The organism is Pseudoalteromonas sp. FUC4 (genome assembly GCF_008370255.1).
GTDB lineage: Bacteria > Pseudomonadota > Gammaproteobacteria > Enterobacterales > Alteromonadaceae > Pseudoalteromonas.
In genome coordinates, this window is the sequence record NZ_SEUI01000008.1 from 16,740 (window position 1) to 39,611 (window position 22,872).

A 22,872-nucleotide genomic window follows, 5' to 3' on the forward strand; every position below is an offset into this window, starting at 1 on the left:
AGTTGCGGATACAAATGAGATTGCGCTTGGAAAATATGTATAGAAGGGGATTTTGAAGATATTTGATTAAAAAATTATAAAGGTAAATATATTAATGGGTTATCTCTAACCCACTAAATTGTGTAGCAATTAGATGCTAACAATGTTCTCGGCTTGTGGGCCTTTTTGACCTTGAGTAACAGTAAACTGTACACGTTGGCCTTCAGCTAAAGTTTTGAAACCGTCGCCAGAGATTGCGCTGAAATGTGCAAAAACGTCTGCGCCAGATTCTTGCTCGATGAAACCAAAACCTTTTGCTTCGTTAAACCATTTTACTGAACCAGTAGTTGTATTAGACATAATATGTATCCTAAAAAAATTAATATAAGTGTGCCTGAAAAGAGGCGATTGAGCCGGAAAAAATAGTTAACTTGAGGATATCGCGTGGGATTATTACTAAAACAACGGGGTACTAACAAATAAAACAGAACTTCTTTCAAACTAGTATTCAAAATGGGTTATCGCTAACCCATTTTAACGAAAGCAATTAGATGCTGACGATGTTTTCAGCTTGTGGACCTTTTTGACCTTGAGTAACAGTAAACTGTACACGTTGGCCTTCAGCTAAAGTTTTAAAACCGTCGCCAGAGATTGCGCTAAAATGTGCAAAAACGTCTGCGCCAGATTCTTGTTCGATAAAACCAAAACCTTTTGCTTCGTTAAACCATTTTACTGAACCAGTAGTTGTATTAGACATAATATGTATCCTAAAAAATTAATATAAGTGTGCCTGAAAAGAGGCGATTGAGCCGGAAAAAATAGTTAACTTGAGGATATCGCGTGGGATTATTACTAAAACAACTCGGTACTAACAAATAAAACAGAACTTCTTTCAAACTAGTATTCAAAATGGGTTATTGCTAACCCATTTTAACGAAAGCAATTAGATGCTAACGATGTTTTCAGCTTGTGGACCTTTTTGACCTTGAGTAACAGTAAACTGTACACGTTGGCCTTCAGCTAGAGTTTTGAAACCGTCGCCAGAGATTGCGCTGAAATGTGCGAAAACATCAGGACCAGATTCTTGCTCGATGAAACCAAAACCTTTTGCTTCGTTGAAAAATTTAACTGTACCAGTTGTAGTTGTAGACATAATAGTATCCTAAGGATTAATAAAAGTGCGCCTTAAATTAGGCAATTTAACAGGAAGAAAACATACATTTAACTGAGGATAACGCGAAGGATTATTACTAAAACAACGTGGTACTTACAAATAAATAGGGTTTTCTGTCAACCCGATGGCAAGCAGGATAACAGTAAATTAAGTTATATACCAAGCCCTATTGTAAATTTATTTTAGAGTAAGTGCTTTATTTGTTTGTTTGTTTTTTAACTAATTAGTTATAATTAATATGATATTTTATACTTTTAAAATAAAGGTAAACTTTGTTGAATCAATGCGTTAAGTCTATTTTTATGCTCAATTTTAGAGTAGACAAAATACAGCTTTTAATTGGTTAAAACATGACCTAATTACCTACTAAATTTTTTGAGATATACCCTAAATAATGTAATTCTTTAGCTCCAAATTACAAATCCAAGTATTAATAATGCAATCCAAAGTGTTTCAGCAACAATTAAAATAATGGGTTTCATACCTACTTCGGTAAGTTTTCCTAAATTAGTTTTCATTCCGTTTGTACACAATATTATTACTCTAAGTTTAATAAATAGAATCCTACTGGAAGGAGGGTACTTAATTATTTCAATAGGAATTTATCTCGAAGATGCGTTATGTAATAAGTGAATCATGCTGCGTTTAAAGCAAAGCGGCTGATTAGTGGATGGACAGCCAGCAGAAAGGTATCAAGGTAAGGCTTGCTGTCTTTTAAAAATACGCGCTAGGATTGCTAAGTAGTAGTTTAAGTACGTTTAACTAGTCGAGTTCAACTTGGTAATGATAGTGATCGCTACGGCATTTACTTAGGCGGTATTCAATACGTTTACCTTCGATTGATTCGGTAATGCGCGATACTAACAGCAGTGGATCGCCAGCTTTTATAGCAAGCATTTTTGCATCATCTATTGTAGCAAGTACGGCTTTAATACTGTCTTGGGTTTTGTGTACTGTTTGGTTAAATTTACTCTGATAATAATGATAGAGAGTGTGCGGTATATCACTACTTTTATGTATATCAGGAAAGTAGCTTTGCGGTAGGTATATAGTTTCGCTCATGCAAAATTTGTTATCGAGAATACGTCTACGGACAAGCTTGGTAACTTTGTCTTTTTTATTGAGTTGTAACGCTTCTATTACTTCAACTGGCGCTGCACAAAGCTCAACTGATAGCAGTTCCGCCTTTGGTGAGTTGTCACTTTTGCCGTCGGCTTGTAGCGGAAAAAACCTAAATAAGGCATCTTGCGAGGTATGCTCTGATACAAATGTACCAACGCCTTGGCGACGAGTTACTATTTTATTGTCGGTTAATAAATTAAGCGCTTTACGAACAGTACCTTGGCTTACGTTAAATTCTTCAGCAAGGCGAAATTCGCTAGGTAAAGCCTCGCCGGGCAACCAATGCCGTTTAACAATGAGTTGTTTTATACTATCAGCCACTTGTAAGTAGAGTGGTTGAAAATCCAAACTTGGGCTACTTAATTTGTGATCAAACATAGAGTTACTCATTGTTATTTACCATTAAATTTAATCCACTTGTAGTTATATCATAGGTGAAGCCTTTTACGCATATTTGCGTTTCTCGACTAAGCGTGAGCTACCGCAGTAATTTTTATTGAGGCAAACTGCATATTATGTTTAAAAATCGTCCTTATTCATTTTAATCTCAGGTGGAGTAAGCACATTACTTGATGGATTGTTTTTTCACTGGATTTGCCATTGGTTTTTCAGTGTTATAAATACAATTACTCGATTAAATTTACTCGTAGTACCGGTGATATCACTTACACTAAAGCTTAAATTGTGTCCGGTAAAGGTAGTTGTGGTTTCATGTACACGCGCTCTGGGTTAGGTATAGCATTTCCGCCAGATTTTAAATAACTCTCTCAATAATTTCCCTTAAAAGCGCAACGTTTAACACGTTGCGCTTTTTTTGTGACTTATTTTTGTAATAGTTTAGTCATTTTACTTTCATCAAAATTACCTTTATCAGTCACATCTGTTTTCTATAGTGCAGCGGTTACTTATTTGAGGTTTACGCTTCAACAAAAAATAACCACTACAATATGGGAATTACGGATGAAAATTAAAAAAGTCGCTGCGGCAATCGCGCTAACGTTAACGTTTAGCGCAGTGAGCCATGCTGATGTACTACCGCAAAGCCAAAAAGACAGCAGCTGGTATAGCGCTGCGCAAACTAAACTAACAACAAAAATAGCACAAGCGCAGGCTACACAAGCCTCTAAAGCTAAAAATGTTATTTTATTTGTGGGCGATGGCATGGGTATTTCTACTCTTACCGCAGCGCGCATTTTGCAAGGGCAGCGTAATAACCAACCAGGTGAAGAAGGTTATTTAAGCTTTGAAGAGTTCCCATACTCTGCACAAGTTAAAACGTATAACGTAGATGCTCAAACTCCCGACTCAGCCGGCACGATGACGGCTATTATTTCCGGTGTAAAAACCGATGTGGGCGTTATTGGTGTAGACGAAGATATTGAACGCGGCGTGTGTTCAACAGTGGCAGGTAACGAGCTAATTACCGCAACTGAATTGGCTGAAATTAAAGGGCTATCTACCGGTATTATTTCTACAGCACGTATTACTCATGCAACCCCTGCTGCCACATATGCTAAATCGGCTGACCGTAACTGGGAAGACGTATCCGATATGCCAGAAGATGCCGTAACGGGTGGCTGTGAAGACATTGCATCGCAACTGGTTAACTTCGAAAAAAACCTAGAAGCACGATTTGTAGGGACCGACGTAGACGGCCTTGATTTTGTAATGGGTGGCGGTCGTCGTCACTTTTTACCAAAAGACGAAACAGCTAACTCAACAGATGCAGTAAGTGCTATAGAAGGCGACCGCACTGACGAGCGCAACCTAGTAACTGAGTGGCAAACACAATACCCAGATGCTACGTACGTGATGGATCAAACAGGCTTTGATGCAATAGCGGATGATGCCACTAAAGTATTTGGTTTATTTAACGAATCCCACATGCAATACGAAGCTGACCGCGCAAACGATGTAGCGGGCGAGCCTTCGCTTACCGATATGACCACTAAAGCAATTGAAGTGCTTGGTAAAAACGATAACGGATTTTTCTTAACGGTTGAGTCGGGCCGAATTGACCACGCGCATCATGCGGGTAATGCATACAACGCGCTTAACGACACCATTGAGTTTGCTAAAGCCGTGCAAGCAGCGGTAGATAACACCAACTCAGAAGAAACCCTTATTTTAGTAACCGCCGATCACAGCCATGTATTTACTATTGCAGGCTACCCTAAGCGTGGTAATCCAATTTTAGGTCAAGTAGTTGCAGTAGGTGCAACTACTCCAAGCCTAGCCGCCGACGATATGCCGTACACCACAGTCGGTTACGCAAATGGTTTAGGTTTTAGAGACCTAGGCGACGAGACCGATGCTGATGCAAGTTACTCAAGTGCTGCTGTTGCAGGGCGTGTTGAACTAAATGGCGTTGATACAACAACCCCTGGTTTTCACCAAGAAACAACCGTACCAATGGGTTCAGAAACACACGCGGGTGAAGATATTTCACTGCATGCAAAAGGTCCTGGTGCTCAGCTAGCACAAGGCGTAATTGAACAAAACGTTGTATTTCATTTAATTAATCAAGCTCTTGAACTAACTCAGCAATAATGGCGGCTAACATGAACAAATTAACGGTACTTTCTTTGGCAGTAATGGTCGCGCTTGCAGGTTGCTCGAGTGACGATAACAAAAATGAAAACAATATTATCGCAGTAGATAATACTATTGCAGTGGGCTCTGAGCAGTGTATTAATGGCGGTGTAGAGACGCAAGTAGGCGCAGATACCAATAATAACGACGTGCTAGATAGCAACGAAGTTAACTCAACTAATTTAGTGTGTAATGCACCCGCAACGTCGTTAACAAGCGAGCAGTTAGCCTCGCTCACTAGCAATACGTGGTTTAGTGAAGCACAAACAAAATTAGGTGCTGCACAAACAGCCAGTAGCAACATTGTTACTGAATCAGGCAAAGCTAAAAACGTTATTTTATTTGTTGGTGATGGTATGGGTATTTCTACCATAACCGCAGCACGTATTTTAGCGGGTCAGTTAGAGGGCGAAATGGGTGAAGACCACCAGTTAAGCTTTGAAACTATGCCTTTTTCGGGCTTTGTAAAAACATACAACGTAGATGCGCAAACGCCAGATTCGGCAGGCACTATGACCGCAATGGCATCGGGCGTTAAAACCGACGCGGGCGTTATTGGTATTGATGAAGCGGTTGAACGTGGTAATTGTGCATCAGGCAAAGGGCACGAACTTGTTACCTCGTTAGAGCTTGCTGAAATTGCAGGTAAAGCAACAGGGATTATTTCTACAGCGCGTATTACTCACGCAACACCAGCTGCAACGTATGCTAAATCGGCAGAGCGTAACTGGGAAGATATCTCCGATATGCCAGAAAGTGCCGCAACGTGTGAAGACATTGCATCGCAACTGGTTAACTTTGAAGCCAACCTAGAAGCACGCTTTAGTGGTGTTGATGTAGACGGTATTGACGTAGTAATGGGCGGCGGTCGTCGTCACTTTCTACCAAAAGATGCCGCGTTTAATTCAGCCGATGCAGTAAGCGCTGTTGAAGGGGATCGAACAGATAACCGCGACTTAACTGCAGAGTGGAAAACGCAATATCCAAATGGCACGTACGTAATGGATCAAACCGGTTTTGATGCAATAAGTGACGACGCCACTAAAGTGTTTGGCTTATTTAACGAATCCCACATGCAGTACGAAGCTGACCGCGCAAACGATGTAGCAGGTGAGCCTTCGCTTTCGCAAATGACCGAAAAAGCAATAAACGTACTTGATAACAACGAGCAAGGTTTTTTCTTAACGGTTGAGTCGGGTCGAATTGACCACGCGCATCATGCGGGTAATGCTTATAACGCGTTAAACGACACTATTGAGCTTGCTAAAGCCGTTAAAGTGGCGATGGAAAACACCAACCCAGAAGAAACATTAATAGTTGTAACAGCCGATCACAGCCATGTATTTACCATTGCCGGTTACCCTAAACGCGGTAACCCAATTTTAGGTAAAGTGGTTGCAGTAGGGGCTACTGAGCCAAGCTTAGCTGCCGACGATATGCCTTATACAACGGTTGGTTACACAAATGGTGGTGGCTTTAGAAACCTAGGTAGCGAGACCAATGCCGATGCAGGTTACGCGTTTGCACCGGTTACAGGGCGTGTTGATTTAACTGATGTTGATACAACAACACCTGGTTTTCATCAAGAAGCACTGGTACCAATGGGCTCAGAAACACATGCCGGTGAAGACGTAGGCGTTTATGCAATGGGACCAGGTGCACACTTGGTAACAGGCACAAACGAGCAAAGCTTTTTATTCCATGTAATGGACTTTGCCGCTGACTTTGTAAAAACAGCAGACGAAAAACTAGCGCAATAAATACCCGCTAGTTATAAATTTAGTTAAATATATCTAAATAAAAAACCCCGCCTACTTTGCGGGGTTTTTGTCATTAAACTGACATTTATAATCGTTATGTTATTGCCATAAACTTGAAATATAAATAAGAGATAGCTAAATGAAAAAAGCGTTATTAATAATTGCTACGCTTGTGAGTACAAGTAGCTTTGCCTCGCAATGTGATATTGATGCCAAGCATTTAAAAGCCGATTATAAAATTACCAACAGCCATAAAGCGCAGCAAAGTAGCGAGTCACTTACCCTTTGGCGAAACAACCAGCAAGTAGCGCATCAAAGTGAAGTAATAACCGAGCTTTGGCAGCACTTAGCCAATAATCAAATACGACCAATACGTTACTTTAATGCCCAGCAACGCGGCATTGAATACCAACCATCTGAAGTACGCGGCGTGCAAAATTGGAGTGCTAAAAGTCAGCTGGTGGATAACCACCTAATAAAAAAAATGACCTTAGTAAGCACACAAGGCAAAGGCTGCGGTGAAGTAAAAAACTATACACTGAGAGAAAATGGCAACGACTTTAACCTCGCCTTTTTTACGCATTCAAAATTAGTTAAAACATTTAGTATTAGTAATAAAAAAAGCCAAACAACTACCTTACTTAGCCTTAATAATGTAAGCAATGATGAGCCATTAATTAGTGCTCAATTTGCACAGTGGGATCGCTTTCAAACCACCGATTACGCCGACATTGGCGATAACGAAGGTGACCCGTTTTTAGCTAAAATGATAAACCTAGGTTTTATTGAGCACAGCGCAACAGGTTTTTACAACCAGCAGGGCGAGGCTATTCAAGGAGGACACCACCACTAGGTTTTTTAGTCATGTAGCTCATAGCTAAAAATGAAAGGCGGCTATGAGTTACAAGCTGGTATTCAAAAAGTAGATTAATTAAGCCATTCCCACCCAAGTAATACTACAAACACTTTTCCATTTTTATAAAAACGCACACCATCAGACGCATAATATTTATAGTTGGTAATAACTTACACTATTTGTTATTAATAGAAGTTCACACTATAGGGATGTTTTAGTGAAAATAAGTAAATGTCCTCTAATAGATTTATTAGTCGTCATTGTTGGATTTTAAACTGGAGGGATCGAATTGAGTTCGCCAATATTAGAAGCTCTTCCCGCATTACATGTAACTGTTATTGGTGTTATTGCAGCTTTCTTTTCAGCTTTCGCTATTTATGCGTATCAAAAAGTGAATGATGCGAAAGAAAAGCTAGATGAAGCTTTACATCACAGTATGTCCGTTAGTATACCCAATTCAATGATGTTCAATGGTAACAATGTTTTTTTGAACCAAGATGGAACTTTAAACTGGGATAATAGAGGAAAGGAAGCCTTACGTAGGGCGGTAATGTTGTATTCATACCTAGACTATGAAGAAAAGTATGGAGTACCACCTAGCCCTTATCAAAGAGAACCTAATCCAGAAGAAGTAATTGCAGCTTGCAATGATCTTTTTTCTCTTTTTACAACAATCTTCACGACCTACCCATTTTGGAATAACAACGTTGTCCACATTGTGGGGCAGACAGATAATGTAACCCAGTTGTGTTCTAAGAAGTTTGATACTAACCGCATTCAGGAAATGCAAAGAATCGTCGGATATTTGAATTGGACTTGGAGTACGAGTAATCGCTCTCTTATGACACTAGCGAGCCGAGGTATAGAGTTTACTCGTCAGAAACAATTGAAAGAACAAACAGAAATGTTTGAAGAGCAAGTACTTAATATGCAACAGCAAATGCCTAAAAGTGAACAAGAGCGGATTTGGAAACAGTTTCATTTACCTCATGTAGATAGAGTTAGCGATTTTCAAGAAGTATTTGCCAGTTACTTTGAAAAAGCTCATGTTGTTGAAAGGGAAGTAATTCCATTGCTTTCTTCTTCAATTTCTAGTTTCAATACTTACAATGAAACTTTTAGAGTGAAAGAAACAACGCTCAAGGTTATTACCCTGATTATGTTTAATATGGTGTTTGGTGTACTACTGCCTTTAGTGACTTTAAATTTACTCGTCGGAGTTAATGTTGACTGGTCAAACTTATGGTTTAGTGCATTTGAATACTTTGTTTTATTTTCAACAATATTTCCTTATTTATGGGCCTGTAATTTCTTGTTTAAAAAGGTTAAGAAGCTGAACTTTGCATAAATGGCTAATAATGTACTAAACGAAGCAAATGTTACGTTACGCTTTATTTCATATTTAACCCACTATTTTAGCCCAATTAACGATGTGCTATTAACTTTTCGCTAATAGCAAAAACCCAACCGCCTGACGCTACTCAAGATGAGCATCATCAGGCTTTTTAGGTTTACTCGCTACTTCTGTTAAGCCGTCTTCGCAGTCGCCGCTGTCACAGGTATTTAAATCACTTTGTGCTTGTTTATCTTGTTGCAGCACTTGTTTTAAATCTTCCATACGTTGGCGCACGGCTACGCCGTAGCTGGCGTCGTCTCCCCACAGCTCTGCAAGTTGCAATACTGCAGCGCGGTCGTGGTCTCTAAATAGCTTACCAGCACGTTCTGCATCTTGTTTAGTGTTACCTAGTAACTCGAGTGCTTCTACGGCAAGGTTAATAGCAGAGTCGACTGTTTCGCGGTTAAACGCATCTACTTTTAAATTAAGTAACTGATACGCATGGCGGCGGTCGATTGCGCGAGCAACAATTTTTAACTGCGGGTAGTTTTTATGCGCGAGCTTAATTATCTCAATAGTTTTATCGGGGTTATCAATTGCAATTACCAGCATTTGCGCGGTGTGCGCGCCTGCGGCTTCAAGAAGTTCTTGGCGTGCGGCATCGCCATAAAATACGGTATTGCCAAAACGGCGTAGTAATTCTATTTGGCTAGGGCTGTGATCAAGTACGGTAATTTCGTAGCCTTGCGCGTGCAGTAAACGCCCCATAATTTGGCCAAAACGTCCGTAGCCCGCGATAATTACGTGCTTAGCGGTGCTAATTTGCTCTGGCTTATCAAACTCAGGCAGAGCACTGCTGCTGCGTTTTTGTATTTGCTCATAAACCATAAGTAATAACGGCGCTATTAGCATTGATACTGCGACAACTAAGGTAACAAGGCTGGTTTGCTCGGGCGTTAAAATACTTAAGGTGGTGGTTACGCTTAGCAGTACAAAGGCAAACTCACCCCCTTGGGCAAGGGCTAGGGCAAATAATAACTGCTGTTTACTGTTAATTTTAAAGGTAACGGCAAGGGCAAATAAAATGCAGGCTTTAACTACAATAAGTAAAACCACTAAGCCAATAACAGTACTAAACTCGTTAAATAGCAGTTCAAAGTTAATTGATGCGCCAACAGTTATAAAAAACAATCCTAACAGTAAGCCTTTAAAGGGTTCTATATCGGCTTCTAATTCGTGTCTAAATTCGCTCTCGGCAAGTACAACGCCTGCTAAAAAAGTCCCCAGCGCAGGCGATAAACCAATACTTTGCATAACCAGTGCAATAGCGACCACTAAAAAGAGTGCAAAAATAGTAAATATTTCACGCATGTGTGTTTGGGCAATGTATCTAAATAACGGGGCCGATACATATTTACCGCCGGCAATAATAGCGGCAATAACCGCGACCGATACACATACTTGTTGCCATACAGGCCAGCTTGCAATAATCGAATCGCTGATTTCTTTTGTGCTAGTTTGCGGGGCAAATGCAAGCAGTGGCAATAGGGCTAAAATAGGAATGATTGCGATGTCTTGAAACAGCAATACCGAAAATGCGTTTTGTCCGGCTTCTTGCTTTAGCCAGCCTTTTTCTTCAAGGCTTTGCAGTACAATAGCGGTAGAGGAGAGCGCGAGCATTAAACCAATGGCGAGTGCGGTTTGCCAATGCATGGCAAAAAACCAATAACAAAATGCAAAAATAGCCGCTGCCGATAGCACAACCTGTAAGCCACCAAGCCCTAAAATAGAGTGGCGTAATGTCCATAAACGCGAAGGTTGTAGTTCAAGACCAACTAAAAACAGCATCATTACTACGCCAAATTCAGCGAAGTGCATTACATCGGTTTGATCGCCCACAACACCCAGCGCATAAGGGCCAATGAGTATGCCGGCAATTAAATAACCTAACACTGAGCCAAGTCCGACTCGTTTTGCAATAGGCACAGCTACAATGGCTGCTGCTAAGTAAATTAAAGCAATTTCTAACACGCGTTTATCCTAAGTCATTCTATTTATGCTCAAGGTATTTGAGCATAAATAGAATGACTTAGGTTTTTATAAAATACAATAATTCATGTGGCTGAAAATACGTTATTTTTAGCTCATACTGTTAGTCAGCTACTTTTACTGAACCGCTAATATTATCGATACTTACATCGCCCGAGCCCGACTCAGTAATAGTCAGCCCTTTTGCATGGTTAACGCGAATATCACCCGAACCGTCTTCAATTGTTACGCTTGAACCAATATGCTCAATAAGCAGGTCGCCAGAGTTATCATCAACATTAACTGCACCGCTAATATGGCTTATTACTATATCACCCGATCCATCTTCAACGTTTAGCGAACCGGTTATGTTGCTCACGTGCATTTCGCCAGAACCATCGTCAATAGTTGCATTGCCGCTTACGTTGTTAATGTGAATACTGCCAGAGCCGTCGGTTAATTCTAAATTACCCGCGATGTTTTCAAGGTTTACTTCACCTGATCCATCGTCAATGGTTAGGTTTTTAGCACCGCTTATAGTTAAATCTCCTGAGCCGTCTTTTACATCAATATTGCTTTGCATAGCACTTATTAAAATGTCGCCAGAGCCATCATCAATATCTAAATTTAGATTACTTGGCACAGTAACCACTAAATCAATATGTGGAGACTGACCATTGTAAAAGTTAATACCATTACGGCTTTTATTTTGGGCAACAAGTTTTGCCTGTTTACCGTCTTGCTCGAGCGTTAGCTCGTATTTGTCTTCAATGTCGGCTGTGTAAATGGTGGCGTTAACACTAATGCTGGTGGCTGTTTTTGAGCCTTTTATTTCAAGGCTACCTGCGCCGCTTAACACATTTAAATATTCAAGATTATTGCTTGGCAGTGATAGCTGTTGAGTTTGCTTTACTGAGGCAACGCTTGGCGATATATGAAATACACAGCCACTTAATAATAAAATGCCGCCAATAAGCGAAAGTGGTTTTGTAATGTTAGATACAGTTGATGAGCTCATGTTTAGTCCTTTGGTATTTATTGTTTGTATTTATATAAACAATATAGAGCAAAAATGAGGCCGAAATGTAAGCTGTTGTTTTATATAGGGTGGTGGTTTTTTATGAAAGTTGAAATACTAATAAGTGGTTAAAATAACTAACTATTAATAAAAAAGGATGCGCGATGCATCCTTTTATAATTGCTCAGCTTTTATTAGGGAACTAATTAAAAGCTGTAAGTAATGTTACCGTATAAAAAGCGTCCGTCTAATCCGTAAGGTGCATACGGTGTGTACGGGAATATTTGACCAAAGTCAGAGTAACCAATGTTATCCACGGTTGCTTGTGGGTATTGATCGAATAAGTTGTTTGCACCAACGGCAAATTTCCAATATTCGTCTGGACGGTATGCCACTTCTAGGTCGGTGATCCATTTAGGGTCTAGGTATTCATCGCGATCGGCTGTGGTTGATATATCAGCGACTTCACCATAACGTGTGGCACGAAGCGTTGTTTGCCATTCGTTAAAGTTCCACACTGCTGATAGATTCCATTTGCTATCTGGCGTGCCTTCTTCAAAGCGGCCTACTTCACGACGGGCAAATACAACGTAGTCGTCACCTAGTGAGTTTAGCTCGCTTGGGTTGTCGTTTACGTGTGTTACTTCGGTATCGTTAAAGTTAGCGGCTACGTTTAGGCGTAAATCACCTAAGTTGTCTAAATCTAAGTTATAAGTAGCAACAATATCAACACCTTGTGTGCGTGAGTCGATAGCGTTGGTAAAGTAACGTACGCTTTCGGTATTTAGCTCACCGGCATTTTGTAGTATTTCAACAACTGCATCGCCCTCTAAGTTTTCAGACAATACAATACGGTCATCAATATCAATACGGTACGCATCAACAGTTAAGCTAAAGCTGCCTTGAGTGTACATAAAGCCCGCAGTAACGTTTACTGACTCTTCAGCATCTAACGGCTGTGCACCTAGCGCTTGCGCTGCTGCAGAATCAGTTGGGAATAGACCAACTTCAAATGGTTGGTTGTTCTCAAGTACAGTAGAGATTTGGCGGTACGAGCTTTGCGCTAAAGATGGCGCACGGAAACCTGTGCTAATTGCACCGCGCAGCGATAGGTTTTCAGTAATGCTGTAACGCGAAGCAAGCTTAGAAGTAAATGTGTCACCAAAGTCACTGTAATCTTCATAACGACCCGCTAAAACTACGTTCCATTTTTCTGTTAAGTAGGTATCAAACTCAACAAATAAAGCTATGTTATGACGGCTTTCGTCAGTCGCACTTTCTGGTCCAAAACCAGCAAGTACTTGCGCGCCACCGGCTGCAATTGGGTTACCGTCGCTATCAAGTGCGGTGATGTAAGACGCTTCTTCGCCTTCTTCAATTTTGTAGCTTTCGTGGCGGTATTCAGTACCTACGGTAAAAAATACGTCATCAGGTAAGCCTAAATCGAGTGTGGTGTTGGCCGTTGCGTTTACTAAAAACTGATCGTAAACCAGTGCGCCGTTGTCAAATTCGGTTGGGCTGTCGGCACCTAGTGATGTGTTAATACTATTTACAACACCGAAACCAAAGTCGTTACGGCCGTAGTTGGTACTTACATCCCATGTCCAATCGTTAGTTTCGCCTTTTAAGCCCAGTGCAAATGAGTAGTCTTGTACGTCTGTTTCAATTTGCGGTAAAAAGCCATCTGGGTACACTTCTAAAACGTTACGGCTGTCTTTTGCACGGCGGTAAAAACCACCTGAATTACCTTCACGCTTTGAGTAGCTACCAAATGAATAAAGGTTTAAGCCGTTATCTAAATCGTAACCCATGTTGTAAAACAATGCGTAATCTTCAAGGTCGGCTTTACCAAAACGGTGGTTGTAACGATCGATAGTAAATTCACGTGGGTCTAGGCTGCCATCATCAAGGCGACTGTATTGTTCGCGAGGGTCAAAACCTGAGCGCTGAGTTGAGTCGTTATCACGGTACTCAATAGATACGTTTACAAAGCCGTTATCAGATAACGCAAAACCAGAGTTTGCACTAACAGTGCGTGTTGCACCGTCGTTTACTTCGCGGTCGCCACCGGTATTAAAGGCTAAGTCGCCGTTTGCGTCTGCATAGGTGCTGTCTAGCTGAGATACACCAGCCATTTGAGTGTCGTATTTACCGTACGTTACGCTAACGCTACCGCCTTCTGAGGCATCTTTAAGTACAATGTTAATTACCCCAGCAATTGCATCAGAGCCGTACTGTGCGGCTGCACCATCACGTAGTACTTCAACACGTTTAATTGCAGAGGTTGGAATCATGTTCAAATCAACAGCTGTAGAGCCTCGGCCAACAACGCCCGCTAAGTTTAATAGCGCACCAGCGTGGCGGCGCTTACCGTTTATAAGTACTAATGTGTGATCGGGTGCTAATCCACGTAAAACAGCTGGTTTTGCATGGTCAGTACCATCACCCATAGTGGCACTTGGGTAGTTAAAGCTAGGTACTTGGTTTGCTAGTATTTGGCTTATTTCTAGCTGACCCGTACTTTGCATATCACCGCTGGTAATAATGTCTACGGGTACTGAGCTTTCGGCAATACTGCGTAGGCTTCTGCGAGTACCGGTAACCGAAATTACTTCGATATTCTTTTCTGCTTGATTATCTTGCTCTGCGGCAACGGCCATAGAGTAAGGAGTGCTAAGTGCAGTGGTAACGGCCAAGCTAAGTGCTAGTTTATTTGCAGATAAACGCTTAAAAGTCATTAATTGTTCCCCAAGAACTGCTAGTAATTCGAAAAGGAGCGCATCATATAGAAGCGACTACCCTAGTGCAAAGATAAAAACTATCTAAGATATTCTAAGTTGTTAACAAGTGAAGCCACTATTTACGCGTGATATAGACGTTTGGATCGTTGTAGTTGCAATCTTGTGTCGAATGGTTGCGAATTCAAGGGGATTTTAGATAAAAGTTAGTAAGACGTAAAAAGGCCAAGCAAATGCTTGGCCTTTCAATTTTTTAAATTTAGTAATTTAAATTATTCAGGAGCAACTTCAAGCGTTGTAAATAATGCATAACGTCCTGCATCTACGCCTTCTTCATTTACGGTAACCTTGTTAGAGGTTTCGATTAGGTATAGGCCTGGCTCTTTCCACGTAATTGTAAACATACCGTCTTTATCGGTCGTTACTTTTACTTCGCCACGCTCGTTACGGTAGCGTGTGTCGCCTTTTAAAATACTTACTTCAACGCCTTCACCAGCAGATTTACCATCTTGTAGTAATTGAAAACGTGCCTGCTCACCTACAAATAAATCGTTTGGATGCGTTGGACCGCTAAGCTCTAAGCCTAAACCTAACTGTGCAGGCTTTGAGGTGCCATTTCGGCTTACAAATGTATCAACTGTTGAAACAACCTTCGTTGTAGTTACATCTTTTGCATTGCTTGGTAATTTTGCGTCTGTTTTTTTACCAAATACGCGCTTGCGCTTACCTTCTTCATTTTTGTAGAAGGTCATGTACATTGGCTTTTGGGTCATTGCAATGTGATAAGTGCCTTGCTCTGTTAAGCTTACGGCAGCTGAGCTTTTACGTTTTAAGTAATAAGCACGAATAGTGTCGCTTACTGGCTCACCATTAGGCGCAAGCGCCATTAATAATGTGTCGTCGTACTCGGCGCCTTTTTCTTTTGGTTTAAAGGCTTTGTCTGGTGCAAATATTTCGTTAGAGATACTCGCGTCAATCATTACGTAATGAGCTTTATCGCCTGATAAAGATGTATGCGAAGGTAGTAACCAACGTCCGTGTGCACTTGCTGAAGTTGACACTAAAGCAGATAAGCTCAATGCGCCGATTAATGCCGTTTTTAATAGATTAATTTTCATTGTATTTCCTTAAATTCAAATGATTAAGTAGCAGCTACTTAGTGCTTACAGTGACGAAGCTTTTAGAAAACTCATTTTTACCATCAATTGTCAGCTTGCCTGATTTAGTTAAATCGAGCTCAACGCGGGTGTAGTCTCTGCCGCCTTCTTCGCGTACAACTTCAATATTTAATAAGTATTTACCTGGTTTTACTGGGTTACCGTCTAAATCGTTACCTTGCCAATTTATAGTGTAAGTACCCGCGCGCTTTGTTGCGCCGCTAATGCCGTCAAAGTTGGCATCGCTTTTACCGGCTTTACGCCACCATTGGCGTAAGTCTTTAAACCATTCTGCTTTTTGCACCCAAAGTGCAAGCGTTGTAACGTGTTTGCGCTCTGGTGTTTCAAGCCAAACTGCAACGTACGGGCGGTGATACGGTTGCACTTCTAAGTCAGGAAGCGTTAATTCAACCTCTAGCTGTGGTGTTTGCGCATGCACCGTTGTTTGAAAAAACGCAGCTACGAGCAGTAATGCGGCGCTTATAAATAATTTAAATTTAACCATTAAGACACTCCTTTTATTTGTGGAACCCAGCATAAATAAATAACCAGTGGAGTTGCGACTCCTAGTAAGGTTATCCATATTCCTGCTAAGCGTTTTTTTCTATTTTGAAACAAAATAATCATGCCGGTGATGGCAAATAGAATCATTAGTACGGCAGATATATCAATCACCCAACTCCATACTTCACCGCTGTGGCGGCCTTTATGTAAGTCGCCAATAAGGCTTAAAAAGCCACCTGTTTGGTAATCAAGATTTAGCTCGCCAGTTGTAAAGTCAAGCTCTGCGTAGGCAAACCCAGCAGGCAGTGGGTAGTCGAGCATGACAAGTGCGTCTTCTTTTTCCCACTCAATGCTTTTTACTTTTGTAAGTGCATATTGCTCGGCTAAATAAGCTTCTATTTCTGGGTAAAGCGTAGGCAACGTATTTAGCTGCTCATTTGCTTTGGTAACTAGCTCAGCTGGAATTACCGCCGTTACTTGGCCGTTATTTTTGTCGTTTTTAAGCCAATCAATATGGTTGAGCACAATGCCGCTAACACAAAATAAAATAAGCAAAAAAAACAAAGCTGTAGAAATATAAATATGTAGAGCACGGCTTGTACTATACAAAGCCCGCTTATTAATAAACGACATAAAAACAGTAAATAAATTAAATTTACAACATGATAATGATTTGCATTAGCTATTACAAATTTACTTACTTATCTTTACATTAAGATTTTAAAAGTGGAGGGTATTTGTAGGTATGCGTTTAGTACTTAGGTGGAGTAGAGGGTCTTAAGATAAGGTAAATCATTACCGATATTTCTATCGTTGCAACGAGGTAAATAACCCAAATAGGGGCGGCTGAGTATAGTAAAAATATAAATCCAATTAACATGCCAATGGCGGCGTAGCATTTGGCTTTAACAGGCACTACTTTGTGGGCTTGCCATTGCTGCAAAGTTACACCGTAACGAGGGTGGTTTAACAGCCATTGTTCAAGCGCGGGTGACGAGCGAGTAAAGCAGGTGAGCGCTAAAATAAAAAATATAGTGGTAGGCATGACCGGTAACACAATGCCAATAATGCCCAAGGCTACAAGTATTAAGCCAAGCGCTTTAAACCATAAGTTTTTATAACAAATAAACACTGCTTTTATATTCACTTAGGCTCTTTTTAGGCGTGTTATGGTATCTCTAATTGTAGGCTAAATAGCTATTAATTCGAAGCTTAAAATCAATAAAAAAGGGCAAACTAAGTGAAGTTTGCCCTTTTAAAAATAAATGCGGTTAACAGTTTAGAAGTAGTAACCAATATTTATGTTGAAGCGACGTTCTGTATCACCATCACCAATAATTGTTCCGCCAATAAATGGCTGGTTACGTGCTTGAATAAAGTCAAAGTAACTAAAGAAACCACCTGCAGCAACACTCATACCTGTTACGTTCATCCATGTATCTGCGCTGTCGTCAGACTTGTCATAAATAATGCCGTAATCGTTGTAAAATTGAATGTCGGTAACTGGACCCCAATCAAGCGAGTAATTATAAGCAACGTTAAAGTTAGTCATAGTTGCTTCGCTTGATACAGTGTCGTAATAAGCATACGCACCAACAACAAAGCGGTCGCTGCTGTCGTCTAGATCGTAGTCGTATTCACCGTGTTGAAATTGGATATTCCAGTTGTTAATTGTGCTATCAACATGAAATGCCCATGCACCGTAGTTACCTGCACGATCGTTACCGTCATGTAAGCCACCACTTAATAATGATACACCCACATCGGTAGTTATATTTTTGCTGTGTTCAATTTGATATGTCGCACGCCCGGCAAACGTATTGTATTCACCTATGCGAGAGCCTGGTGCATCGTATGTACCTTCCTCTGCTGAACGACTACCAATAATGTCGTAAGAGTAACGATGGTTAATATCTGATGAGCCACCGTCTACTCCACCTAGCTCATCATTTTTGAAAAAGCCTAGGTCTAGTTTCCAGTTATCTTTAAGTTTACGTTTTACTACTACACCTAAGTCAAAGTCGTCTTCTAGGCCTACGTAATAGTTAGTGCTGAAAAAGTAGCTGTGTGAGTTGTATGGACCATTACCAAAAGGCACAGGTGCAATACCAGCTTGTCCTTCCCAACCATCTGCAAACTCGTAACCTAAGTAAGCGTACTTAACAACGGTCATATAATCGTAAAAACGTACTTCACCGTTAAGTGAAATATCGTTAATTTCACCAGATACATTTATACGGAAAATATCAAAATCAAAATCGCCACCGCGATCTTGGGTATCTTCATCGTATGTGTTGGTGCTGTAATTAAAGCGTATTGCTCCACCAACTTTAATACCTTCATCTTTTTTCTCAGGTTCAGCTGCGGCAACTTCCACTACTTTTTGATCAGATTTTTTACTGATGTTTGCAACTTGCTGTTCGTGCTGCTTATTAATTTGCTGTTGTTTTGTTTTTTCATCAGCTAATTTATTTTCAAGCAATTGCATTTGTTGCTTTAGCTGTTTAAGTTGGCTTTGTAGTGTGTCTAGATCATCAGACGCATAAGAAGTGCTTGTAACACCACCTAGAACTAGTGCTAGTGTCAATTTTGAGAGTTTAGTCATAATAGCCGCTCTGCTTGTGATTAAAAAATAAAAAATTCAAGACGTCAAAAAACGCCTTACGTTTAGAGTAAGTACAAAAACTATGTATTTTTTTATTGTTTATTCTTTAGGAGCTTGAGTAAGTGCACCAACTTCTAGAAGGGGCGATGCATCTAATTTATCTGCATCCATCATCGCGGCTACACGCTGCATTGATGAGAGTAAAAGGCTCTGTTCCCACTCAGCAAGCGCAGAAAACTTTTCAATAAAGTGTTCTTGCAATGGCTGAGGTGCTTTATCAAGTAACTCTTTTCCTTTGTCGGTGAGGTATAAGCTCACTCTGCGTTTATCCATTTGACTGCGTACGCGTGTTACTAAGTTTCTGCTTTCTATTCTGTCGAGAATATTGGTGACCGTTGCTGGGCTTAAATTTACATTTTGAGCAATACGGCTCGCCGTTATTCCATCGGTTTTTTGCACTTCTTGCATTATAAGCAATTGTGGGCCAGTTAAACCCGAAGTTTTATTTAGCTGCTTAGAATGTAAGTCAATCGCGCGGATAACTTTACGTAAAGAAACCAATAACTCGTCATATTTTTGCATTTGCTTATCTCGTCGATGGGGCGGTAGTTTGCCGTAATCGCGAAATGTTACACATCAAATAAATTGAATTCAAATAATATATTGTACTTTAGCCTGCTTTTATTGGTTTTTAATAGTTAGAGCAGTAACTAATGTAAAATTATATTGTTTAAATATTGGTAAATTTTCTTAGCACATTGTGTGCATTAAGTTGCGCACAGTACGTATGTTGTGAATAATTGGCAAGTCTTATTGCATAGACTTTAGTATTATTCATTTACAGCTGTTAGTACAAAGTAATTGTTTGTGAGTTTACTGTATATGTATTAATCGGCAATGAACAAATTCAGCAATCAATATTTAATATCAATAGCGTATACTTTAAGCATGCATTATTGTTTAGATGTAAATGTTAAAAATCTTTAGTATCAGTATTATAGGGGAAGGTATGAAATTATCGCCATCAGTTAGCATTGAGCAAAGCGAATCCGGACTTGAGTTTATCAAAGTAGCTAGTGAAAAGTGCGACGCAAAAATATTTTTGCAAGGTGGACAAATTACCGAGTTTATCCCTAAAAATAACAAGCCACTTATATGGGTATCACAAGACGAAACCTATCAAGAAGGGGCGAGTATTCGAGGTGGTATTCCTATTTGTTGGCCATGGTTTGGTACACACGCTAATGATGGCTGGCCTGCCCATGGTTTTGCGCGCACAAGTGTGTGGCAAGCCGATGAAGTACACGAATCTGATGAGCAAATTACGGTTAGTTTAAAGTTACCTATGAAGCTAGTTAATACAACGTATTGGCCGCATCAGTCAGCATTAAAAGTTGAGTTTATATTAAGCGATAAATTACAGGTTCGCTTAACGACCACTAACTTAGGAACTGTGCCATTTAGCTTTACTCAAGCACTGCATACCTATTTTCCTACCTCAGACATTACAAATACCCATGTAGATGGTTTGCAAGGCGCGCAATATATTGAGTTTAGTGAAGGGCCATTTGTACAAAATGATGTTGTAAGCTTTAATCGCGAAACTGACATGGTTTATACACAAGCAAGTGCAGTACAAACGATTAATACGCCAGAAGGTGTTATTAGTGTGAGCCGTGAAAATTCAAACTCGTGTGTACTGTGGAATCCATGGATAGAAAAATCAAAACGCTTATCTAACTTTGCTGACGATGAATATAAAACAATGCTGTGTCTAGAGGCCGCTAATGTACTGACAGATAAGGTAACGCTTGAGCCAAAACAAAGTCACACCTTAATAACCACCATTAGTTGGTAAGTAATTAAGCAGTAATAGGGATAAATAGTGTTTAACAATCAACAAATAATGGATTTACCAAAGCATAGTGATATTAGCTTTAAGCCATTGGCTGATAAAGCCTTATTACATACACAGCTTAGCTCGCTTCTGTTTTATATACCGCTAATTGGAGCGCTTATTGCTGTTTGTTATTTTAATGAAGCCTTTGCTAATAATGCACAAACGTATTTGCTAATTGGTATGCCTATTTTGGTGGCCGTATCTATGGCGTACAACATAATAAGTGTGAGGCTGCGAGGTTTTGCAGTGCGAGATCATGACATTGCTTTTAAAAAAGGCGTTATTTGGCAACAAGTGACGGTATTACCTTTAGCACGTGTACAGCATATGGAAATACACCAAGGGCCAATAGAGCGAAAACTTAGCCTTGCGAGCATTAAATTATTTAGCGCTGGCGGTGTAAGTGCCGATTTACAAATTAGCGAGCTAACCCATGATGATTGTAAAAATATGCGCCAATTTGTACAAAACTACCGCCAAGACGACGCAACTACTCAGGCAGCTTTAGTCGATGAGTAATGCAACTCTCGAAGATAAAGCCAGCCCTATTTACTGGCAAAAAGTATCGCCCTGGGCACTTTTATACTTTGTTGTGCACTTTAGTGTGCGCTTTGTAAAAGATGGCCTTTTAAACCTACTGCCTATGCTAGTCGTGTTTGTTACTCAAGTAGAAAATAAGTTGTTTTGGGCACAGGCTGCAGGTGGGATTGCGCTAATTTCGTTGCTTATTTACTCATTTTTATATTATTTAAATTTTAAGTTTAGTATTAGTAGCGACAACGAAATACTGCTTAACAAGGGTGTATTTAAAAAAGAGCGACTTACGCTTAAATTTGGCCGTGTGCAAAACGTTAATATTGCCGAGCCGTTTTATTTTACCCCCGTAGACTTAGTTAATTGTATTTTTGATGCCGCTGGCAGTGTGTCGCAAGAAGTTGTTTTACCTGGTGTCACTAAAGATTATGCACAGCAAATGCGTAAACAAATATTTGATTTTAAAGCGCAGCAACAGCAAGAAGTACAAAATACTGAACAAAGCAAAACAGACACTATCGAAAACAGCCTAAGCATTAGCAATAAAGAAATAGCCAAATTTGGTTTGATGTCGAATATGGCTATTTTAGCAATGGCTGCTTTGGCCCCTTTTATAAACCTGATTGTTGATTTTTTAGAGAAGCAAATTATTGCGAAAGTAGAAGGCTTTTATCAACAAGAGTTTGGTATGCTGGCAAGTGCTGCAACTTTTGCGATGATCACCTTAATTGTTTTGCTAGTTTTTGCAGCTGTGATGCTATCGGTGACTATGTCGCTTATTCGCTTTTATAATTTTGAACTTTACTTTAAAGGTCAAAAATTTAAACGTATTGCAGGCTTGTTAGAGCGCCATCAGCTTTCTATGAGTATGGATAAAGTGCAATCTATTGTTATAAAGCAAAACTTAATGGGGCGACTACTAAAGCGCTTTACCGTGGAGTGTTTACAAGCAAGTAGCGGTGGAATAGTTGCAGGTGTTGCGGCTAAACAAAATAAACAAACCTTAGTATTACCAGTATTAAATAGCGAACAAGTTGATAGTGTATGCCAGTGGATTTACCCGTGGTTTAATAGTAAAAAACTCGCTTTTAAGCGCGCAGAACGAGCGCTTTTGTATAAAAATTTAGGCTTTTATTCATTGTTACCCAGTGTATTAGTGTTTGGCTTTTGTTTTATTACTGATATTAATACTTTGATAAGCCTTGGTGTTTTGGTGGTGTTTTCTGGCTTGGTAACTTTGTCGTATCAGCGTTATGGTTATTACATGCATGAGGATAATGGCCGATTTTACATGGTTGTACGCAAAGGTATGATTGGCGTTCATTACCGTGTTTTTGAGCTTTATAAAGCGCAAAGTGCACGAAGTATAAGTACGTACTTAATGCGCAAATCAAGCTTAAAAAGCCTGTATATACAACTTGCTTCGGGCTTTGCATTTATGCCCTATATAAAGCAGCAAGATGCTGACTTTATTATTGATTTTACAATTAAGCAGATTGAGTCAGATACTCGCAGCTGGATGTAATATCTCCTCATTAAAAATAACGCTACCAGAAGTTGAAGATGCCA

At 40.1% G+C, this 22,872-nt stretch carries 20 protein-coding genes and 1 pseudogene; 7 read left to right on the forward strand and 14 right to left on the reverse strand.

Annotation, left to right across the window (positions count from 1 at the left end; genetic code table 11):
- Positions 1-129: 129 nt before the first annotated feature.
- From EU510_RS18090 to EU510_RS18110, 5 genes and pseudogenes are all read right to left on the reverse strand, one after another.
- A complete protein-coding gene (locus EU510_RS18090; RefSeq protein ID WP_007580429.1) occupies positions 130-339 on the reverse strand; it encodes a cold-shock protein in 210 nt (69 codons plus the stop codon).
- A 187-nt stretch (positions 340-526) separates the two neighbouring features.
- On the reverse strand, positions 527-736 hold the full coding sequence (locus EU510_RS18095; RefSeq protein ID WP_007580429.1) for a cold-shock protein: 210 nt from the start codon (positions 734-736) through the stop codon (positions 527-529).
- Between the two features lie 186 nt (positions 737-922).
- Positions 923-1,132: a cold-shock protein gene (locus EU510_RS18100; protein ID WP_024595869.1), complete on the reverse strand. Its 210-nt coding sequence runs from the start codon at positions 1,130-1,132 to the stop codon at positions 923-925.
- Positions 1,133-1,557: 425 nt separating this feature from the next.
- A pseudogene (locus tag EU510_RS18105) lies at positions 1,558-1,674 on the reverse strand (putative sulfate exporter family transporter); the annotation flags it as partial.
- 241 nt (positions 1,675-1,915) lie between these two features.
- Positions 1,916-2,665 carry a GntR family transcriptional regulator gene (locus EU510_RS18110; RefSeq protein ID WP_149594611.1) on the reverse strand — a complete coding sequence of 250 codons (750 nt, stop codon included), beginning with the start codon at positions 2,663-2,665 and terminating at the stop codon, positions 1,916-1,918.
- Positions 2,666-3,235: 570 nt separating this feature from the next.
- Between EU510_RS18110 and EU510_RS18115 the strand changes: the two genes are divergently transcribed.
- The 4 genes from EU510_RS18115 to EU510_RS18130 all read left to right on the forward strand — a co-directional run bounded on the left by EU510_RS18115 (position 3,236) and on the right by EU510_RS18130 (position 8,831).
- Positions 3,236-4,825, forward strand: a complete 1,590-nt coding sequence (locus EU510_RS18115) for an alkaline phosphatase (RefSeq protein ID WP_149594612.1) — start codon at positions 3,236-3,238, stop codon at positions 4,823-4,825.
- A gap of 11 nt (positions 4,826-4,836) precedes the next feature.
- A complete protein-coding gene (locus tag EU510_RS18120) occupies positions 4,837-6,627 on the forward strand; it encodes an alkaline phosphatase (RefSeq protein WP_149594613.1) in 1,791 nt (596 codons plus the stop codon).
- A gap of 139 nt (positions 6,628-6,766) precedes the next feature.
- Positions 6,767-7,480 carry a hypothetical protein gene (locus tag EU510_RS18125; RefSeq protein ID WP_149594614.1) on the forward strand — a complete coding sequence of 238 codons (714 nt, stop codon included), beginning with the start codon at positions 6,767-6,769 and terminating at the stop codon, positions 7,478-7,480.
- A gap of 292 nt (positions 7,481-7,772) precedes the next feature.
- Positions 7,773-8,831: a hypothetical protein gene (locus EU510_RS18130; protein ID WP_149594615.1), complete on the forward strand. Its 1,059-nt coding sequence runs from the start codon at positions 7,773-7,775 to the stop codon at positions 8,829-8,831.
- A 129-nt stretch (positions 8,832-8,960) separates the two neighbouring features.
- Here EU510_RS18130 and EU510_RS18135 read toward each other — a convergent pair whose 3' ends face one another.
- From EU510_RS18135 to EU510_RS18175, 9 genes are all read right to left on the reverse strand, one after another.
- The gene (locus tag EU510_RS18135; protein WP_149594616.1) at positions 8,961-10,850 is read right to left on the reverse strand and encodes a monovalent cation:proton antiporter-2 (CPA2) family protein; all 1,890 of its coding nucleotides are present in this window, start codon (positions 10,848-10,850) and stop codon (positions 8,961-8,963) included.
- A gap of 121 nt (positions 10,851-10,971) precedes the next feature.
- Positions 10,972-11,865, reverse strand: coding sequence for a DUF4097 domain-containing protein (locus EU510_RS18140; protein ID WP_149594617.1), 894 nt, complete (start codon positions 11,863-11,865; stop codon positions 10,972-10,974).
- Between the two features lie 206 nt (positions 11,866-12,071).
- Positions 12,072-14,603, reverse strand: coding sequence for a TonB-dependent receptor plug domain-containing protein (locus EU510_RS18145; RefSeq protein ID WP_149594618.1), 2,532 nt, complete (start codon positions 14,601-14,603; stop codon positions 12,072-12,074).
- A gap of 272 nt (positions 14,604-14,875) precedes the next feature.
- A complete protein-coding gene (locus EU510_RS18150) occupies positions 14,876-15,721 on the reverse strand; it encodes a DUF4198 domain-containing protein (RefSeq protein ID WP_008136072.1) in 846 nt (281 codons plus the stop codon).
- Between the two features lie 34 nt (positions 15,722-15,755).
- Positions 15,756-16,265 carry a DUF2271 domain-containing protein gene (locus tag EU510_RS18155; protein WP_149594619.1) on the reverse strand — a complete coding sequence of 170 codons (510 nt, stop codon included), beginning with the start codon at positions 16,263-16,265 and terminating at the stop codon, positions 15,756-15,758.
- Entirely contained in the window at positions 16,265-16,897 is a 633-nt protein-coding gene (locus EU510_RS18160) for a PepSY-associated TM helix domain-containing protein (protein ID WP_007580451.1), read from the reverse strand. Before EU510_RS18160 ends, EU510_RS18155 begins: the two co-directional genes overlap by 1 nt.
- Positions 16,898-17,015: 118 nt before the next feature.
- Complete coding sequence (locus tag EU510_RS18165; RefSeq protein ID WP_149594620.1) at positions 17,016-17,411, reverse strand: YbaN family protein; 396 nt, start codon at positions 17,409-17,411, stop codon at positions 17,016-17,018.
- Between the two features lie 132 nt (positions 17,412-17,543).
- Positions 17,544-18,869 carry a carbohydrate porin gene (locus EU510_RS18170; RefSeq protein ID WP_149594621.1) on the reverse strand — a complete coding sequence of 442 codons (1,326 nt, stop codon included), beginning with the start codon at positions 18,867-18,869 and terminating at the stop codon, positions 17,544-17,546.
- 99 nt (positions 18,870-18,968) lie between these two features.
- Positions 18,969-19,451, reverse strand: a complete 483-nt coding sequence (locus EU510_RS18175; RefSeq protein WP_002960189.1) for a MarR family winged helix-turn-helix transcriptional regulator — start codon at positions 19,449-19,451, stop codon at positions 18,969-18,971.
- A 427-nt stretch (positions 19,452-19,878) separates the two neighbouring features.
- Between EU510_RS18175 and EU510_RS18180 the strand changes: the two genes are divergently transcribed.
- Genes EU510_RS18180 through EU510_RS18190 form a run of 3 tightly spaced genes read left to right on the forward strand, consistent with a single transcriptional unit; the run spans position 19,879 to position 22,828 of the window.
- Positions 19,879-20,727 (forward strand): D-hexose-6-phosphate mutarotase, encoded by an 849-nt coding sequence (locus tag EU510_RS18180; RefSeq protein WP_149594622.1) that lies wholly within the window; start codon positions 19,879-19,881, stop codon positions 20,725-20,727.
- A gap of 27 nt (positions 20,728-20,754) precedes the next feature.
- Positions 20,755-21,288 carry a PH domain-containing protein gene (locus EU510_RS18185; protein ID WP_149594623.1) on the forward strand — a complete coding sequence of 178 codons (534 nt, stop codon included), beginning with the start codon at positions 20,755-20,757 and terminating at the stop codon, positions 21,286-21,288.
- On the forward strand, positions 21,281-22,828 hold the full coding sequence (locus EU510_RS18190) for a PH domain-containing protein (RefSeq protein ID WP_149594624.1): 1,548 nt from the start codon (positions 21,281-21,283) through the stop codon (positions 22,826-22,828). Before EU510_RS18185 ends, EU510_RS18190 begins: the two co-directional genes overlap by 8 nt.
- The last annotated feature ends 44 nt before the right edge of the window (positions 22,829-22,872 follow it).

Bases quoted from the DNA above. Each gene is read 5' to 3' on its own strand.
- EU510_RS18090 (WP_007580429.1), bottom strand. From the start codon at position 339: ATGTCTAATACAACTACTGGTTCAGTAAAATGGTTTAACGAAGCAAAA.
- EU510_RS18095 (WP_007580429.1), bottom strand. From the start codon at position 736: ATGTCTAATACAACTACTGGTTCAGTAAAATGGTTTAACGAAGCAAAA.
- EU510_RS18100 (WP_024595869.1), bottom strand. From the start codon at position 1,132: ATGTCTACAACTACAACTGGTACAGTTAAATTTTTCAACGAAGCAAAA.
- EU510_RS18110 (WP_149594611.1), bottom strand. From the start codon at position 2,665: ATGAGTAACTCTATGTTTGATCACAAATTAAGTAGCCCAAGTTTGGAT.
- EU510_RS18115 (WP_149594612.1), top strand. From the start codon at position 3,236: ATGAAAATTAAAAAAGTCGCTGCGGCAATCGCGCTAACGTTAACGTTT.
- EU510_RS18120 (WP_149594613.1), top strand. From the start codon at position 4,837: ATGAACAAATTAACGGTACTTTCTTTGGCAGTAATGGTCGCGCTTGCA.
- EU510_RS18125 (WP_149594614.1), top strand. From the start codon at position 6,767: ATGAAAAAAGCGTTATTAATAATTGCTACGCTTGTGAGTACAAGTAGC.
- EU510_RS18140 (WP_149594617.1), bottom strand. From the start codon at position 11,865: ATGAGCTCATCAACTGTATCTAACATTACAAAACCACTTTCGCTTATT.
- EU510_RS18145 (WP_149594618.1), bottom strand. From the start codon at position 14,603: ATGACTTTTAAGCGTTTATCTGCAAATAAACTAGCACTTAGCTTGGCC.
- EU510_RS18150 (WP_008136072.1), bottom strand. From the start codon at position 15,721: ATGAAAATTAATCTATTAAAAACGGCATTAATCGGCGCATTGAGCTTA.
- EU510_RS18155 (WP_149594619.1), bottom strand. From the start codon at position 16,265: ATGGTTAAATTTAAATTATTTATAAGCGCCGCATTACTGCTCGTAGCT.
- EU510_RS18160 (WP_007580451.1), bottom strand. From the start codon at position 16,897: ATGTCGTTTATTAATAAGCGGGCTTTGTATAGTACAAGCCGTGCTCTA.
- EU510_RS18170 (WP_149594621.1), bottom strand. From the start codon at position 18,869: ATGACTAAACTCTCAAAATTGACACTAGCACTAGTTCTAGGTGGTGTT.
- EU510_RS18175 (WP_002960189.1), bottom strand. From the start codon at position 19,451: ATGCAAAAATATGACGAGTTATTGGTTTCTTTACGTAAAGTTATCCGC.
- EU510_RS18180 (WP_149594622.1), top strand. From the start codon at position 19,879: ATGAAATTATCGCCATCAGTTAGCATTGAGCAAAGCGAATCCGGACTT.
- EU510_RS18190 (WP_149594624.1), top strand. From the start codon at position 21,281: ATGAGTAATGCAACTCTCGAAGATAAAGCCAGCCCTATTTACTGGCAA.